The following is a 16886-nucleotide window of genomic DNA, read 5'->3' as shown; positions in this document are numbered from 1 at the left end:
CTTACCTTAACTGGGAGTTATACGACGGCCGCGTCACGAAGTCCGCGGATAGCATCGTTCGAAAAGCCCAATTCGCTCAAAAGGGCTTCGGTGTGTTGGCCCAGTGCGGGGACGGGGTCGAGTCGGACATCGGATGCCGTACCGATGCCTGGCGGCAGCAAGGCCGGAATGGAGCCGGCAGGCGAGTCGATGTTCACCCAGCGATTGCGTTCCTTAAGCTGTGGATGCGCCCACACGTCGGCCATATCATTCATCCGTGCGTTGGCAATCTGCGCGTGATCTAACCGGCTGATGACTTCTTCCGAGGTCAGTTTGCTGAATGCGGTGACGATGATGTCGCGCAGTGCCTCGCGCGCCGCCACCCGCTTCGAGTTGGAACTGAAACGCGGATCGGTAGCGAGCTCAGGTGCGAGCAGAACCTTTGCACAGAAGACGCCCCACTCGCGCTCGTTCTGCAATCCCAGCATGACGGTCTTCTCATCCGCGGCGGGGAAAGGGCCATAGGGGTAGATGGTCGCGTGAGCGGCTCCGGCGCGAGGTGGCGGCGATGCGCCATCGAATGCGTAGTAAAGGGGATACGTCATCCACTCCACCATGCTCTCAAGCATCGAGACGTCGATTTCTCTTCCCAAACTCGTCTTCGAACGTTGCAGAAGCGCGGCGAGGATGTTCGTATAGGCGTACATCCCTGCAGCGATATCGGCGATGGAACAGCCGGCCTTCGCAGGCGAGTCCGGGCCTCCAGTAATCGAAAGAAAACCGGACTCGCTCTGGATCAGCAAATCGTAGGCTTTCTTGTCGCGATACGGACCATCGGATCCGTAACCCGAGATGTTGCAGACAATCAGGCGAGGATACTTGTCATGCAGCGCTTCGTAAGACAGCCCCAGTCGAGCGGCGGCGCCGGGTGCCAGGTTCTGCACCAGCACGTCGGTATCTTCGAGCAAACGCTCGAAGATACCCTGCGCCTGCGGGGCCTTGACGTCCAGCGTGAGGCTTTCCTTCGAGCGGTTGCACCATACAAAGTGCGAGGCCATGCCGTGTACCCGCTCGTCGTAGGCGCGCGCGAAGTCACCTGTACCGGGGCGCTCGATCTTGATCACTCTTGCACCGAGATCGGCAAGCTGACGGGTACAAAACGGTGCGGCAATCGCGTGTTCGAGGGTGATGACCTTCACGCCGTCCAGCGGTTTCATGTCCAGCCCCTTAGAAAGAACGCGGTAGCCCGAGCAGATGCTCGGCTACATACGAAAGAATGAGATTGGTCGAGATCGGCGCGACCTGATAGAGCCGTGTCTCGCGGAATTTGCGTTCGACGTCGTATTCGTTTGCGAAGCCGAAGCCGCCGTGGAACTGCAGACACGCGTTGGCGGCTTCCCAGGAGGCGTCGGCGGCCAGCAGTTTTGCCATGTTGGCTTGCGCGCCGGCGGGTTGTTTGGCATCGAAAAGCTCGCAGGCCTTATAGCGCATCAGGCTTGCCGCCTCGACGTTAACGTGCGCGCGGGCGATCGGAAACTGCACGCCCTGGTTCTGTCCGATCGGGCGGCCGAAGACGACCCGTTCTTTGACGTACTTACAAACCTTGTCGAGGAACCAGTAGCCGTCGCCGATACACTCGGCGGCAATCAGTGTCCGCTCGGCATTGAGTCCGTCAAGGATGTACTTGAAGCCTTTGCCTTCTTCACCAATCAGGTTTTCGGCGGGGATCTCGAGGTTGTCGAAAAAGAGCTCGTTAGTCTCGTGATTCACCATGTTCGGGATCGGGCGAACCGTCATGCCTTGTTCGACCGCGTGATGCAAGTCGACCAGAAATATAGACATGCCCTCGGACTTCTTGGCAACCTGAGCGATCGGTGTGGTCCGCGCCAGCAGGATCATCAGATCGGAGTGTTGAATCCGCGAGATCCAGACCTTCTGACCATTGACGACATATCTGTCACCCTTGCGAACTGCAGTCGTCTTGAGACTGGTGGTGTCGGTGCCGGTCGTTGGCTCGGTCACGCCCATCGATTGAAGCCGCAACTTTCCGCTAGCGATTTCCGGCAGGTAGCGAGCCTTTTGCTCGGCAGAGCCGTGTCTGAGCAGCGTGCCCATGTTGTACATCTGCCCGTGGCACGCGCCGGAATTGCCGCCGCTGCGGTTGATCTCTTCCATGATCACCGACGCTTCGGTTAGCCCGAGTCCCGAGCCGCCATATTCCTGCGGAATCAGGGCGGCCAGCCAACCGGCGTCGGTCAGGGCTTGCACAAAGGTCTCGGGATAGGCGCGCTCCTCGTCGACCTTGCGGAAATACCCGGCAGGGAAGTTGGAACACAGATCGCGAATCGCTTCGCGAATGTCCTGATAGGGGTCAACGTTAGCCAACACTTGTCTCTACTCCTTCGGTTTCATTCTTGAAAAGCACGTGCGGGTGCCGTTAGTGTTGCCGCTGCATCGACGCACAACACGCCTTCGGAATTGGCCGCCCAAAGCCTCACCTCGTTCGATCCGGCCGGGCGCACGGCATATAGATGAAAGGGGGCATAGTCAAAGAGCGGGTTGACCGCCTTGAACGAGAACGAAGCGATCGACTCGCCCGGAAGGCTGCGTCGGACGAGATCGACCAGCAAAGTTGCAGTCAGCGGCCCATGTACGACCAGCGCGGGATAGCCTTCCTGTTCCTGAGCGTAGGTCCGGTCGTAGTGAATACGATGTCCGTTGAAGGTATCGGCGGAGTAGCGAAACAGGAGGACCGGGTCCGGCACGATATCCCGCTTCCATGTGAACTCTACGGGCGCCGTTGGACCGTTCGCCGCGCTATACGCAGTCGTCGCGGACTCGCGATACACAACGTCTTGCTCCTCGGAAAGCAGCGGACCTTCCGAGTCTTCCAGCTCATGACGCAGACGCACAAACACGAGCTTTCCGGTGCGTCCTTCCTTGGCGGCGACGTCGACAATCTGCGAGGTTCTGGTGACCAGGCTGCCGACCACGAGCGGCCGCTCGAACCGGACCCGGCTGCCTGCCCACATACGGCGGGGCAATGGCACGGGCGGCAGGAATCCACCGCGTTTCGGATGCCCGTCCACGCCAACCTGCGGTTGCGAAACGATGTGAGGAAAGAGCGCCCAGTGCCAAAGGGGAGGCAACGCAGAGCCGGCACGCGGCACGTCCTCATAGTCCAGCGTAGCGGCGAGTTGTTGCGCAAGACGAGGGGAGACGAGTTCCTGCTCAGCCTGGGTTCGGCCGATCCACGTGCGCAGATAGTTGAGTTCGGTAGTCATGAGGGCATCGGATAGCGTCGTTCACGCTAGATTGACGCACCGGCCTGCTGACTACAATTTGTGTGTGGAGAAGAGGGCTTTAAACGCAGACTAACTGCCGCCGCTTACGCCGGCTGAGACTCGCCATCGCCTTTGCACTTTTGCGTGAGGAGGTCGACGAGTTCCCGCGCGAAAGATGGCAGCAGATCGAGGCTGCGTACGCAGATCAGCAGATTGCGCGTCGCCCAGGCATCCTCGATCTCAACCAGCCGGATGTTCAAGGTTTTGACGTAGCGTATCGCTGATGAACGAGGCAGCACGCCTATCCCGACGTTAGCCTCGATCATTCGGCATAGCGCCTCGAAGTTGCCCACTTCAATTCGCACCTGAAGTTTCTTATGCATATCGTGCGCGACGCGGTTCAGAAAGGTGTGAATCGCGCTCGCCTCAGGCATCCCGACGAAGTCGAACTCCGTTGCCTCCTCAAATGGAATGGACGTTTTCCCGGCCAAAGGGTGTGATTCCGACACCGCCAGTATGAGCCGGTCAGAGCGATACGGCATGACTTCCAGCGATTCGGGCCTGACATTGCCTGCCACGATGCCGACGTCTGCCGTGCCTTCACTCACCGCGCGCACCACGTCATGACTCAGCCGTTCGCGAAGCTCGACGTTTACGTCAGGGTGCTCGGCGAGAAAGTTTCGCAGGTCGTTAGGAAGGAATTCTGTGGTGGCAGTGGTGTTCGCGAAGATCCGCACATGGCCTTTGATACCGCGTGCGTACTCCTGCATGTCACCGCGCAACTGCTCGAGTTGTGACAGGACAACCCGGGCATGGTGAAGGAATGCCTGGCCCGGTGGGGTGAGAGTAACCCCCTGGCTAGTCCGATACAGCAGTTTCGCCCCCATGCTTTCCTCCAGATTCTTGATCCGGGTGCTCGCTGCGGGTACGGACATATGAAACCGCTCGGCGCCACGCGTCAAGCTATCCGTCTCGGCGATACAGGTGATGAGACGAAGATCAACGAGATCGAAATGCATGGCCATGATACGTGCTCCGAATGAAGTGATGCCCCGTTGACCCAGTGTAGCAAATAGCATAAATCCGCAAATCAGTATTTGCGCTATTTTCCGCGGATTTTGTTCGTGTCTCTATGTGCGCAGCCTATTGAAGAGTGTTGACGTCGCTACGATTTCTATAACTATGCAGAATTCCGCACGAATCAATGGAGTCGGATCAAGACCGGAAAGTTTTCGTGCCGGACAATCGGTTCACGGTAGCGTGCCGTGCTCATCAGGGCGGCAGAGCAGCCCAAACCAATTCAATCTGGAGAAAGCGATGCTGATTGCACCGTTCAAGAACGAGCCGTTCGATTTGTTCGACACCGATAGTGCCAAAGCCGATATGCAGCGGGTACTGAAAAAGGTGCGTTCCGAGTTTGGCCAGACCTATCCGCTGTTGATCAACGGCGAGCGTGTGCAGACCGAAGCGAAGCTCGTCTCGACGAATCCGTCGAATCCGGCAGAGATCGTCGGCTACACCGCCAAGGCGACGACGCAGCACGCGGACGCCGCGCTCGAAGCGGCCTGGGCGGCGTTCGAATCGTGGAAGCGTTGGAGCCAGGAAGATCGATCCCGCCTCATGTTGAAGGCCGCGGCAGTCATGCGCAGGCGCAAGCGCGAGCTCGAGGCGTGGCTCGTCTATGAAATCGGCAAGAACTATGTCGAAGCAAGCGCCGAAGTCGCGGAAATGATCGACTTCACCGAGTACTACGCGCGTCAGGCTATCAAGCTTGTGGGCGGCCTCGGTTCGCTGATTGATTATGCGGGTGAAGAGAACGAGAGTTTCTACATTCCGCTAGGTGTCGGCGTAACGATTTCGCCGTGGAATTTCCCGATGGCGTTGATGGCGGGCATGACGGTCGGTGCGATCGTGGTGGGCAACACCGTCGTTTGCAAGCCGGCGGAAGATACGGTGGTTTCATTGGCGAAGATTTTCGACATCTTCGCAGAAGCAGGCCTGCCGCCCGGCGTGGTGAATTACCTGCCAGGTACCGGACGGGAAATCGGCTCGTATCTGGTCGCCCATCCGAAGACGCGTTTCGTCAACTTTACGGGGTCGCTCGCAACCGGCGCACAGATCAACGAGTCCGCCGCGAAGCTCGCGGAAGGCCAGAAATGGTTCAAGCGAGTTTTCCTCGAGCTGGGTGGCAAGGACGCCATTCTGGTCGACGAGACGGCCAATCTCGATGACGCGGCAACAGGTGTTATTCAGGCAGCTTTCGGTTATTCCGGCCAGAAATGTTCCGCCTGCTCGCGTCTGATCGTGGTGGATTCGGTCTACGACGCATTGCTCGATAAGGTCGTTGAGAAGGCTAAAGAACTGGTTGTCAGCGAAGCAAAGGACAATCCCGGTTTCGGTCCGGTCTGCAACGAACTGCAGTACAAGAAGGTGCTGTCGTACATCGATATCGGTCACACCGAGGGCAAGCTGCTGACCGGAGGCAAGGCCGTGGAGAATGCTGCGGGATATCTGATTGAGCCCACCATCTTTGGCGACGTGTCGCCTCGCGCGCGCATCGCACAGGAAGAAGTGTTCGGCCCATTCGTCGCCGCGATCCGTGTCAAGGATTTCGAGGAAGGTCTGGCGGTTGTCAATGACACGGTCTACGGCCTGACAGGTGCGCTGTTCTCGAACGACCGCAGTCGCCTCGAACGAGCGCGCCGCGATTTCCACGTCGGCAATCTGTACTTCAACCGCAAATGCACGGGCGCGCTGGTCGGTGTTCAGCCGTTTGGCGGCTTCAATCTCACGGGCACCGATACCAAGACAGGCGGCCCTGATTACCTTCTGCAGTTCCTGCAAATGAAGGCCGTGGCGGAACGTCTGTAAGCGTGCGTATTCCGGGGCGCCACAGAGGCAGCCCCGGTTCATACGGTAGGCTTTTGAAACGAACGGAACAAACACAATGGGCTTCATTGCAGACCGCATTGGCCAGATCGTTCCTGCGCAGACGATGGCAATGGCAGCAAAAGCGGCAGAACTGCGCCGGGCCGGGAAGAACGTTATTTCCCTGTCGCAAGGCGAACCAGACTTTCATACACCCGAGAATATCCAGGCGGCCGCGATTCGGGCCATGCGTGAAGGCAAGACGCGTTACACAGAGGCCGCGGGCATCCGGGAGTTGCGCGAGGCGATCGTCGCGAAACTCAAGCGTGACAATGGCGTCGATTACCCCGTGGACGGTGTCAGCGTATCGGTGGGCGCGAAGCAGGCGATTTTCGCGGCTTTTTTCGCGACCCTCAATCCGGGCGATGAAGTCATCGTGCCGGCGCCGTGCTGGGTGTCCTACCCGGAGATCGTCAAAATGGCGAACGGGACACCTATCGTCGTGGCGTGCGATGAGACCACAGGGTTCAAACTGACGGCGGCTCAGCTGGAGGCGTCGATCACGCCTCGTACCAAGTGGCTGATGCTGAACTCGCCATCGAATCCAACTGGCGCGGTTTATTCAGCCGAGGAACTCCGCAAAATCGCGGAAGTATTACGTCGATACCCGCATGTCTGGATACTGTCCGACGACATCTACGAAAAGCTCATCTACACCGGAACTCCGTTCGACAATATCCTGAACGTCGCGCCGGAGTTGCAGGAGCGGACGCTCATCATCAACGGCGTCTCCAAGATGTACTCGATGACGGGCTGGCGGATCGGCTATTCCGCAGGACCGGTGGCGCTCATCCGTGCCATGAATCTGGTGCAAGGCCAGATTGTGACGAGTGCGTCATCGGTGTCGCAGTATGCAGCGGTCGAAGCGCTCAATGGCGATCAAGCGTTCGTCGAGACATCGCGACTGGCCTTCGACGAACGCTGCAAGCTGGTCGTCAACGCGCTGAGCGACATACCGGGACTCCACAGTAACCAGCCCGAAGGCGCGTTTTATGCGTTCGTCGGCTGCCATGGCGTCATTGGGAGCCGCACACCGAACGGCGCGCTTCTGGAGAACGACCAGGACTTCGTCATGTACCTGTTGGAAGAGGCGAACGTGGCCGTGGTTTCAGGCTCCGGCTTTCTGCTCTCACCGTACTTCAGACTCTCTTACGCCGCGTCACGCGATGACCTGAACGAAGCGCTCAGCCGGATCCGCGCCGCATGTCAAAGCCTCGAAACAGTGGCGGTCTGAGTACCTGTTATTCATATCTTTGGGCTCTCACGAGCCTACGAGTCTTCGAAGGTAGATCATGAACGAAAGAATTGTCATCACGGGCGGGGGGGCAATTGGTTGTTCAATAGCGTATTTCCTAAGTCTCCAGAAGCCGGAGGGGCGCGAGATCTGGGTGATCGAAAAGGATCCGACCTATCAGATCGCATCATCATCGCTGTCGGCGAGTTCGATCCGGCAGCAATTTTCAACGCCCATCTGCATTCAGCTATCGCAGTTTGGCTACGAATTCTTCTCTTCATGCGAACGAGAGAGGCTGCGGTACGGTGCCGGCGTCGATCTGGTGGATTGCGGCTACCTGTTCGTAGGCAACGTGCAGCAGGAGGACGTGCTGCGTCGGCGGAGCGCGCTCGCCCGATCGCTCGGCGTGGAGTTGCAGGAACATTCCGCGGAGGCGTTGCAGCGCCGCTACCCGTGGATGAACGTCAGCGATCTGGCCTATGGTGTTGAAGGTCTGGCAGGCGAGGGCTGGTTTGACGGTTACAGCGTCATGCAGTGGTTTAGAAACCGTGCGCGTGAAGCGGGCGTTCATTTCGTCTCCGGTGAAGCGGCGCGCTACCGTACACGCGGAAACCGGGTAACCCATGTCGAGATGACGGACGGGCGGGAAATCGCCGGGGACGCGTTCGTGAACGCCAGCGGCGCGTGGTGTGCGCCTCTTGCGGAAAGCGTCGGTGTCGATCTGCCGGTTCGGCCGAGACGGCGTTCGGCGTTCGTCGTGTCATGCCCGACAGCGATCCCGGATATGCCGATCCTGATCGATACGTCCGGCGTGTACTTGCGTAGGGAGCAGAATCATTTCCTCTGCATTGTCTCGCCCTCGGCGGAACTCGATCTGGATCACCTGCCACTCGACGTACAGTTCTCCGAATTTGACGAGATCATCTGGCCGGCGCTGGCAGATCGGATCCCCGCGTTTGAAGCACTGCGCGTGGAGCACGCCTGGGCCGGTTACTACGAATACAACGTCCTCGACCAGAACGGCATTGTCGGTCAGTCGGGCCCGGAAAACTCGTTCGTAGCGGCCGGCTTCAGCGGCCATGGGATGATGCACAGTCCAGGCGTTGGTCGCGCAGTTGCCGAACTGTTGGACTTCGGCGAGTTCAAAACGTTGGACCTCTCACCGCTATCGCCGGCGCGGCTCACTACGGGTCAACTGGTGATCGAGGAAGGTGTTTACTAGCGCCCGGCAGGCGCTTCATCAGTGAGGATGCAAGCCACGCCCTCGCGCGTTTCGATACTGTCGGGGCGTGAGGTGCGTGGCAGATTTGAATTGACGCGTAAATGCGCTATGGTCCGCGTAGCCGCACTCGGTCGAGATTTCTGTAATGCTGTGGTCAGTCGTTTCCAGCAGTTTGCACGCGTGATCGATCCGCAATTTCATCAGCAGTTGCTTGGGCGTCAGATGAAACACCTCGCGGGTTAGACGCTCTAGCGTGTCGACAGAGATGGAGGCTCGCTCCGCCGCCTCAGTGACCAGGATGTTCTGTCCAAGGTTCTGTTCCAGATAATCCAGATATTCGAGCAAGCGGCGGTAGCCGTGGTGACGTTCATCGGGGCGAGGCAGATCGCGCGATATGCCGATCAGTCCGATGGCCTGTCCGACTTCGTTGAGTACCGGGAACTTGGAGCTTAGGCACCAGTATCGGTGACCCAATCCGGAGGAATAGAGTCGTAGCCGGTCGACGATGGGAGACTGGGTTTCGATAATGTTCAGGTCTTGCGCGTTGGTACTGGCGCCGGTCACTGGAAATAGCTGATCGGCTGTCTTGCCGATCACGTCGTCGCGCGCCAGCCCACTTCGGGTGATGAGCGTTTGATTGACAGACAGATAGCGCGCCTGGGCGTCCTTGATGTAGTACAGCACGTCTGGAAAGCAGTCGAAGACGCGCTCGAGCATCTCGGGCTGCCGGTCCAACTGTCGAAAGACCTCCACCAACATATCGGAATCGGCCTTGGCGGGCATAGAGGGATCGGTGTGTAGTCACATTGATCCCGATTGTACAGGGCGCTTGAAATGGGGCGTGATGCATTAACGCGGTGGGCGGCCGTCTGCCGCGCCACCGCCTTGATGCAGGGACGTTCCAATCGGCCGCTTACTGACTCGCGTGGGCCTTGGCGCCAAGCAACGCTTCGCGGAATCGGCTACGCAGATACGGACCGTCACGGGGTGGGAGGGATGTGGGTTCGGGATCCGTTCCGACCTTCACCGTGGCGAGGACGGGACCCGCGGCCTTGAGAATGACGTCGGCACACTCCTCGAGGTCGCCCTCGGCGTAGATGGTCGTCGCCTTTTCGAAGCCAGCCGCGCGCGCGATTGCCGTGATGTCCACACCGCGTCCTGCATGAGCCAGTTGCATGCCTGTTTCCGCGTAATGTTCGTTGTCGATCACGACGATCGAGAGATTGGCCGGTTTATCGACGCCTACCGTTGCGAGCGATCCCAGTCCCATCATCATTTCGCCGTCGCCAACGAACACGATGACGCGTTTCTCAGGCTGTGCAAGCGCGATGCCGAGGCCGAAGCTGACGGCTCCGCCCATTGCGCCCCACAGGTAGAAGTTTTGAGCTGTGTCGCCGGCGGCTGCCACGTCGAAGGTTGGATTGCCAAGGCTGGTCACTGCCAGAACGTCCTGCTGCCGATCGCGGAGAATCCGCTTCACCGTCAGTCGACGGTTCAGGGGCGTCGTCTGCTGTGTCATGTTCGTACTCACTTGTTAAAGTTTTTGGTGCCGATAACGCGCTGTCCAATCAGGACAGCGATCATCCGGGAGGTGTTGTAGCCAAAATTCAACGCGGCGCGCACGGTCTCAGGGACTTCGTCGGGATCATCCGCGCGGTAGACGTAGACGCCCGCCGATTCGAGGGCTTCCTGGGTGGATTTGCCCATGGCGACTTGCCAGGGATTGAATTCGCCCCATTCTCCGCGCATCGTGACTAGCATCACGATGGGCATGCGGCATTCGTGTTGCAGCGAGAGCATGTTGATGCAGTTGCCCACGCCGCTCGACTGCAGCAGCAATACTCCGCGCTGGCCGCCGACCCACGCGCCGCCCATCATGGCCACACCTTCTTCTTCGGTGGTCAGGGAAACGGCGTGAATTTCGGCGTCTGCTTCGCAGAGTTCGATGAGACGTTTGTGCCCCGCATCAGGCACGTATGCCACTTGCCGCACGTCAGCGGCTTTGAAGTGCTCGAAGATTGTTTCCGGCCAGTTGACTGACATGGTGACGAGATTTGATAAGTTGAATGAAAACGGATAGCCGTCGCGCCAAGCAGGGCTGATTGATTGCCGTGCTTTGATGAGTGACAAGCGTGCATCAGCAAAAGTCGCTGCTCAATTACTGATTGCGGAAGAGACGATTAGGCTGGGGTTAACGGATTGGGTCGGGGTGGATTCACGCACGCCTGGTTGCCATTCGAGGGTCTGAAATGGGGCGTTCCAAAATGCCTAATTCCAACCTCTGATTGAAGTAAGCACACTAGCGTGCAAGCCGACCGGAGGAGGAACCGTGAAAATTGTTGTGCCAGTGAAGAGAGTGGTCGATTACAACGTGAAGGTCCGTGTGAAGCCGGACGGCGCGGGCGTCGACTTGGCGAACGTAAAGATGTCGATGAACCCGTTCGACGAGATCGCCGTGGAAGAAGCGGTGCGTCTGAGGGAAGCGGGCGTGGCGACGGAAGTGATTGCCGTGTCGGCGGGCGTGACGCAGTCGCAGGAAACGCTGCGCACGGCGCTGGCGATCGGCGCGGATCGCGCGATCCTGATCGAGTCCAACGAGGACCTGCAGCCGCTGGCTGTCGCCAAGCTGCTCAAGGCGCTGGTCGACAAGGAACAGCCTTCGCTGGTCATTCTGGGCAAGCAGGCCATCGACGACGATTCGAACCAGACCGGTCAGATGCTGGCTGCCTTGGCAAACTTGCCGCAGGCGACGTTTGCCTCGAAGGTTGTCGTGGCGGACGGCAAGGCAACGGTGTCGCGCGAAGTGGATGGCGGCGCTGAAACGCTCTCGCTGACGCTGCCCGCTGTGATCACCACCGACCTGCGCCTGAACGAGCCGCGTTACGTGACGCTGCCGAACATCATGAAGGCAAAGAAGAAGCCGCTGGAAACGCTCAAACCCGAAGACCTGGGTGTCGATGTGACGCCGCGCCTGAAGACGCTGAAGGTTGTCGAGCCGCCCAAGCGCAGCGCCGGTGTGAAGGTCGCTGATGTGAAGACGCTGGTCGAGAAGTTGAGGACCGAAGCCAAGGTGCTGTGAGGAGACGGACGAAATGACGATTCTGGTAATTGCGGAACACGACGCCGCGTCGCTGAAAGCGGCGACGCTCAATACGATTGCTGCGGCAGCGAAGATCGGCGGTGACGTGCACGTGCTGGTCGCGGGTTACAACGCGCAAGGCGCGGCGGATGCGGCGGCGAACGTTGCAGGTGTCGCCAAGGTATTGTTGGCCGATGCGCCGCAACTCGAAGCGGGTCTCGCGGAAAACGTTGAAGCGACGGTGCTGAACATCGCGAAGGACTACTCGCATATCCTCGCGCCGGCCACCGCGTACGGCAAGAACATTGCCCCGCGTATTGCTGCGAAGCTCGACGTTGCACAGATCAGCGATATCACGGCAGTCCATTCCGCCGACACATTCGAGCATCCGATCTACGCAGGCAATGCGATCGCAACAGTTCAATCTCAGGATCCGATCAAGGTCATCACGGTGCGCTCGACCAGTTTCGATCCGGTCGCGGCAGAAGGCGGTAGCGCAGCGGTCGAGAAGATCGAAGCGGCAGCGGATAGCGGCCTGTCGCAGTTCGTCAGCCGTGAAGTGACGAAGCTGGACCGTCCGGAGCTGACCTCGGCGTCGATCATCGTCTCGGGTGGTCGCGGTCTGGGTAGCGGCGAAAACTACACCAAGGTGCTCGAGCCTCTGGCCGACAAGCTGAACGCAGCACTCGGCGCCTCGCGCGCCGCAGTGGACGCGGGCTTTGTGCCGAACGATTACCAAGTGGGCCAGACGGGCAAGATCGTCGCGCCGCAACTGTACGTCGCGGTGGGCATCTCGGGTGCAATTCAGCATCTGGCCGGCATGAAAGACTCGAAGGTCATCGTGGCGATCAACAAGGACCCGGAAGCGCCGATTTTCAGCGTGGCCGACTACGGTCTGGTGGGCGATCTGTTCACGGTGGTACCGGAGTTCGAGGCAACACTGTCTAGAGTTTAGAGCGAGGAAAGGTCAACGTCCGAAGAGGTGACAGGTGAGCAATTCGAGTGAGATGGGTCAAGTCCGAGCGGTGGCGGCCTTGGCCGCTAACGCCGAGGATGCCTCTATTTGGCGGTGGTTTGCGCCGCTCCTTGAAGAGAGGAGGATTCGTTGGTGCTGCAGCGGCGACCGTTGGCTCGTGAGCGTTGATAACAGGCACGTTGCCACGGATATCAGCTTCGATAATGCTATGCGGATCGCGAGGGAAGCCACGCAAAGATTATCTCAGCGGTCGCCGCGGGACACACGAACTGCTTGATCCAGAAAGAGGGGCGCGTCAGTTGAGGAAAGGTCTGAGATCCTTCTACGGCCATTGGCCCGTCGTGTAGGACACCAGGTCCCATGACCAAATGGATGGCTCATGTTGCCCCGCCGAATATCAGTGGGCGACGCTGCCGAGTTACTGAGGCGTTTGTCTTGGCGTGAATACCTGTGCATCAAGCAGTGCATCGGCGAAAACCTTACCCATTGCTCCGCCGCAACGTCGAGCCGAGTCCTCAGATCCCAACAGACTGCCCGAACAAGTTGGTCCCTGTGCTCGCGCTCGATACACAGCCCTGAAATTGAATTGGGTGCGTGTCAATTGAGGCTGCCCTGGCAACCGGGAAGCCGTCGTCGAGACTTCGGATGCGTCGAGTTGCCATACGGCAGTGATGGGCACGGCGTTACGCGAGATGACTGAAAGTGTACGCAACCGCAAAACGTAATTTGGATGTATCTCGTTTAGCGCTTTCATTTCTGGGTTCTCAAGTTGCATGGGATCTATCGTGACCACATGCACTGGCAGGCCCGTGAGACCCTCCTGCAATGCAAACCCCATGGCGTCCATGTATGCATGGCCTCCAGGCCCGAACGGCGGGTTGCCAAAGGCTTTGCCGTCTACCACGATGAGGACATTCGTCGCCGGTATTGACGAACGTGCCGAACTTGTCTGTTCGAGCAACCGGGGTGAGACCGCGCAGCTTTCCAGCATGGCGGCGAATACGAGCGCCAGGATTCGAAACGATATCTTCATCGAACTGCCCTATTGAGTCGCGGTGGATAACATGAAGCGGTATGGTTGGCTTCACGAAGAAACCGGGCGCAACTGTGGCACCCCTTCGATGGATATCGACATTTATGCGAGAAACCTTAAGCGAGTGGCAGGGCCCAGTCAGCCGGATGTGATTTCACGCCGTCGGTAACCAGACGGCCCAGTGCTCAGATGCCTGGATAGCGAGAATGCCAGGGCCCCTTTCCATACGGAGATGGGCTTTCGAGGTGGCCCTGGGTGCCGGAATTGGCCGACGCAGGCCGTTCGACGTCAGACCTTGACCGGCCACCTACGGACTTTGGCTCACGCTGTCAAGCGGACGTTCGAACGGCGGTTCCGTCCAGGTACCGGACATTCAGGTACAGACTCGATCCGGCAAGTCGTCGGCCGGAGCGGTCATTCGCGCCTTACTCCCGCCGGCGGTTTGCTAATGACTGGTTTGAGTCAGGACGAACGACGGGGGTTGTTAAGGACTGTAGGACGCCTGCCCTAAGCAACGGGTCTTTAAGCGCGCCGGGAAGCTGGTGGGCAGGCGTCCTGCAATCCTCTAGGTGGAAACCGCGGAGTACTCCGACGCGGCCCGAACCTTTCGCGGCTATGGCGATTGGATCGGTCGCACTGCAGGTCGTCGCAGCGTGTGGGCGCATAGTCTGCAGGGGCAAGTGCAGCAACGGTGCGTGCGCTTGTCTCACGACAGACGGTCTTCTAATGACGTCCTCAGCTTGCCGGGCGTCACGCCGTAGACTTCCTTGAAGCCGCGGATGAAATGCGCGGAGTCGGCAAAGCCGCATTCGTAGGCGATTACCGTGATGCGTTTTGTCGTATTAAGCAGCAACCAGCGCGCGTAGCGAAGCCGCATCGCCCGATAAAACTCCTTGGGTGACATCCCCGTTTCCGTCAGGAAGTTGCGTTCGAGTTGCCTGACGCTCGTGCCTGTCATCTTCGCGATCACCGCGACGTTGAGCGGCGCCTCCAGGTTTTCTTCCATCAGCACGATCGCGTGCCGTACCAGCAGATCACCGACCGCCAGATAGCCCAGTGCCTTGCGGCGCTCCACGAACGACGTGCCGCCCAGACGGCTGACCGTCATTTGATGAATGACCTTGGAGGCTCTGTCCGGGCCGCAATGCAAGCTGATCAAACGCGTTGCCAGTTCAAGGACCGACACACCGCCCGCGCATGTGATGCGGTTGCCGTCAATCAAGTAGTCTGAATTGGCGATGACCCGCAAACCTGGAAACATCGTCTTGTAGTCTTCGAAGTGAAACGCGTGCACGCAAGCGACGCGGTCCTGCATCAAGCCGGCTTTGGCCAGCACGAAACTGCCGGTGCACATGCCGATCAGCGGCACGCCTTCGGCGTCGGCCTCGCGCAAATAGTCCCAGTAGCGCCGGTCAACCTGATCAAGTTTCGGCAGAAGACCGCCGATCACGACGAGGTAATCGAATTGCCGCGGCGAACCGTGTACCGCATGCACGGGCACCGCCACGCCGCAGCTCGCTTCCACGGTCTCATCGGCCATACCGAGCAGCGTCCATGTGCAACGTAAAGGACGGCTCTGGTCGCCGAGATCCGCCGCATGGCGCAACGCATCGCAGAAGCCGGCCAGCGACAGCAATGGGAAGGTGGGCCAGATCAGAAAACCGATGTTGAGCTCGGCGCCTGAGCGTGACGGGTTGCCGTCCCGCTTGACACTGGCGCGATCGAGCCGATCAACGAGACCCCGGCCAAGAAACGGGTCCTGGCCATCGAGCGGTGTTCTTTCGGTAGCCATGACGATTCCGTAAGGCGTTGATGAACCCAGTATATAAGCCAATCAATGGACTCGGCCACCGTGTCGCGTTTCTTCTACTTTTTTGCGGTTCGGCGCAATGCCGGCCATTTTTTCGTCCCTAAAGTCGGTCCTGTCCAACGTCCCCGAGCGGTTCCCGACGGGCGTCAGTGCGACACCAACCAGCAAGCAGCATAACCAGGAGAGTCTCATGTTGACCAGATGTCACGGCAAGCTATGCGCCCGTATCGGAGTGAGTCTGATCATGCTCGGCTCTGCCGGCGCGTTCGCAGACGAAGTTGTCAAAATTGGACATGCCGCGCCGTTGACCGGTGCGAATGCCGAGTGGGGGAAGGACACCGAAAACGGCGCCCGCCTCGCGGTGGAGGAGATCAATGCAAAGGGGCTTGTGATCGGCGGCCAGAAGGTGACGCTGGAGTTGGACGCACAGGACGACGCGTCGGACCCGCGCCAAGGCACGCAGGTCGCGCAGAAACTCGTCGACGACAAGGTTGTCGCGGTGGTCGGTCACATGAATTCGGGAACCACTATCCCGGCTTCGAAGATCTACAGCGACGCGGGTATCGTCGAGGTCTCGCCATCGGCGACCAATCCGGTTTATACGCAACAAGGCTTCAAGACTGCCTACCGGGTGGTCGCGACCGATGCCCAGCAGGGCCCGGCACTGGCCGACTACGCGAAGAAAACGCTCGGGGCGAAATCAGTGGCGATCGTGGACGACGCGACTGCTTACGGTCAGGGTCTCGCCAACGAGTTCGAGAAGCAGGCGAAGGCGGACGGTTTAACCGTCCTCTCGCATGACGCAACCAACGACAAGGCGGTCGACTTCCGTTCGATTCTCACCAAGGTCAAGGGCGAGCATCCGGACATCATCATGTACGGGGGAATGGACGCCACCGGCGGCCCGTTCGCGAAGCAGGCGCGCCAGCTCGCGATCGCAGCGCGCGTGCTGGGTGGCGATGGCCTGTGCGCCGATTCGCTCGCCAAGCTGGCGGGCGTTGCTGCCGACAACGTCGTGTGCTCGATCGCCGGCATGCCGCTCGAGAAAATGCCGGACGGTCCCGCTTTCGAGCAACGCTACGAAGCACGCTTTCATCAGCACGTGCAGCTCAACGCACCGTTCGCCTACGACGCTGTGTACATCATCGTCGATGCGATGAAACGCGCCCACTCGATCAAAACTGCAGACATTCTCGCAGCGATGCCGAGTGCGGACTTTGTCGGCGTGCTCGGTCGCACGCAGTTCGACGCGCATGGCGATCTGAAGCAAGGCTCGATCTCCCTGTATGACTACAAAAGCGGCAAGCAGACGCTGCTCACCGTCGTCAAGATGTAGACCTC

Annotated in this window: 15 protein-coding genes; 6 read left to right on the top strand and 9 right to left on the bottom strand. The window is 59.3% G+C overall.

Annotated features, from left to right (window positions below; genetic code table 11):
* Positions 1–17 precede the first annotated feature (17 nt).
* From M0D69_RS30165 to M0D69_RS30150, 4 genes are all read right to left on the bottom strand, one after another.
* On the bottom strand, positions 18–1196 hold the full coding sequence (locus M0D69_RS30165) for a CaiB/BaiF CoA-transferase family protein (protein ID WP_301785511.1): 1179 nt from the start codon (positions 1194–1196) through the stop codon (positions 18–20).
* Positions 1197–1206: 10 nt separating this feature from the next.
* On the bottom strand, positions 1207–2367 hold the full coding sequence (locus tag M0D69_RS30160) for an acyl-CoA dehydrogenase family protein (protein ID WP_301785510.1): 1161 nt from the start codon (positions 2365–2367) through the stop codon (positions 1207–1209).
* Positions 2368–2387: 20 nt separating this feature from the next.
* Complete coding sequence (locus tag M0D69_RS30155; protein WP_301785509.1) at positions 2388–3263, bottom strand: MaoC family dehydratase N-terminal domain-containing protein; 876 nt, start codon at positions 3261–3263, stop codon at positions 2388–2390.
* Between the two features lie 104 nt (positions 3264–3367).
* Positions 3368–4288: a LysR substrate-binding domain-containing protein gene (locus M0D69_RS30150; protein ID WP_301785508.1), complete on the bottom strand. Its 921-nt coding sequence runs from the start codon at positions 4286–4288 to the stop codon at positions 3368–3370.
* Positions 4289–4580: 292 nt separating this feature from the next.
* On the opposite strand from M0D69_RS30150, the gene pruA reads away from it, so the two are divergent.
* The 3 genes from pruA (at position 4581) to M0D69_RS30135 (ending at position 8647) form a co-directional block, all read left to right on the top strand.
* On the top strand, positions 4581–6134 hold the full coding sequence (gene pruA / locus M0D69_RS30145; RefSeq protein ID WP_301785507.1) for an L-glutamate gamma-semialdehyde dehydrogenase: 1554 nt from the start codon (positions 4581–4583) through the stop codon (positions 6132–6134).
* 76 nt (positions 6135–6210) lie between these two features.
* Positions 6211–7425, top strand: a complete 1215-nt coding sequence (locus M0D69_RS30140) for a pyridoxal phosphate-dependent aminotransferase (protein ID WP_301785506.1) — start codon at positions 6211–6213, stop codon at positions 7423–7425.
* 58 nt (positions 7426–7483) lie between these two features.
* Positions 7484–8647 (top strand): FAD-binding oxidoreductase, encoded by a 1164-nt coding sequence (locus M0D69_RS30135; RefSeq protein WP_301785505.1) that lies wholly within the window; start codon positions 7484–7486, stop codon positions 8645–8647.
* A gap of 18 nt (positions 8648–8665) precedes the next feature.
* Here M0D69_RS30135 and M0D69_RS30130 read toward each other — a convergent pair whose 3' ends face one another.
* From M0D69_RS30130 to M0D69_RS30120, 3 genes are all read right to left on the bottom strand, one after another.
* Positions 8666–9430 (bottom strand): helix-turn-helix domain-containing protein, encoded by a 765-nt coding sequence (locus tag M0D69_RS30130; RefSeq protein ID WP_301785504.1) that lies wholly within the window; start codon positions 9428–9430, stop codon positions 8666–8668.
* Positions 9431–9560: 130 nt separating this feature from the next.
* Positions 9561–10166, bottom strand: a complete 606-nt coding sequence (locus M0D69_RS30125) for a thiamine pyrophosphate-dependent enzyme (protein ID WP_301785503.1) — start codon at positions 10164–10166, stop codon at positions 9561–9563.
* 8 nt (positions 10167–10174) lie between these two features.
* Positions 10175–10690, bottom strand: coding sequence for a thiamine pyrophosphate-binding protein (locus M0D69_RS30120; protein WP_301785502.1), 516 nt, complete (start codon positions 10688–10690; stop codon positions 10175–10177).
* Positions 10691–10976: 286 nt separating this feature from the next.
* Here M0D69_RS30120 and M0D69_RS30115 point away from each other — a divergent pair, with 286 nt between their 5' ends.
* Both M0D69_RS30115 and M0D69_RS30110 read left to right on the top strand, forming a co-directional pair.
* Complete coding sequence (locus M0D69_RS30115) at positions 10977–11726, top strand: electron transfer flavoprotein subunit beta/FixA family protein (protein ID WP_301785501.1); 750 nt, start codon at positions 10977–10979, stop codon at positions 11724–11726.
* 13 nt (positions 11727–11739) lie between these two features.
* On the top strand, positions 11740–12681 hold the full coding sequence (locus M0D69_RS30110) for an electron transfer flavoprotein subunit alpha/FixB family protein (RefSeq protein WP_301785500.1): 942 nt from the start codon (positions 11740–11742) through the stop codon (positions 12679–12681).
* A 439-nt stretch (positions 12682–13120) separates the two neighbouring features.
* On the opposite strand, the gene M0D69_RS30105 is transcribed toward M0D69_RS30110, so the two are convergent.
* Both M0D69_RS30105 and M0D69_RS30100 read right to left on the bottom strand, forming a co-directional pair.
* Positions 13121–13735 (bottom strand): hypothetical protein, encoded by a 615-nt coding sequence (locus tag M0D69_RS30105; protein ID WP_301785499.1) that lies wholly within the window; start codon positions 13733–13735, stop codon positions 13121–13123.
* Positions 13736–14441: 706 nt separating this feature from the next.
* Positions 14442–15527: a GlxA family transcriptional regulator gene (locus M0D69_RS30100; protein ID WP_301785498.1), complete on the bottom strand. Its 1086-nt coding sequence runs from the start codon at positions 15525–15527 to the stop codon at positions 14442–14444.
* A 262-nt stretch (positions 15528–15789) separates the two neighbouring features.
* Here M0D69_RS30100 and M0D69_RS30095 point away from each other — a divergent pair, with 262 nt between their 5' ends.
* Entirely contained in the window at positions 15790–16881 is a 1092-nt protein-coding gene (locus tag M0D69_RS30095) for a branched-chain amino acid ABC transporter substrate-binding protein (protein ID WP_277043393.1), read from the top strand.
* The last annotated feature ends 5 nt before the right edge of the window (positions 16882–16886 follow it).

Source organism: Caballeronia sp. SEWSISQ10-4 2 (genome assembly GCF_030464885.1).
In the GTDB taxonomy this organism is placed as follows: domain Bacteria; phylum Pseudomonadota; class Gammaproteobacteria; order Burkholderiales; family Burkholderiaceae; genus Caballeronia.
The sequence above is the reverse complement of the archived record's forward strand: the minus strand, read 5'-3'. Positions and strand labels throughout refer to the sequence as shown.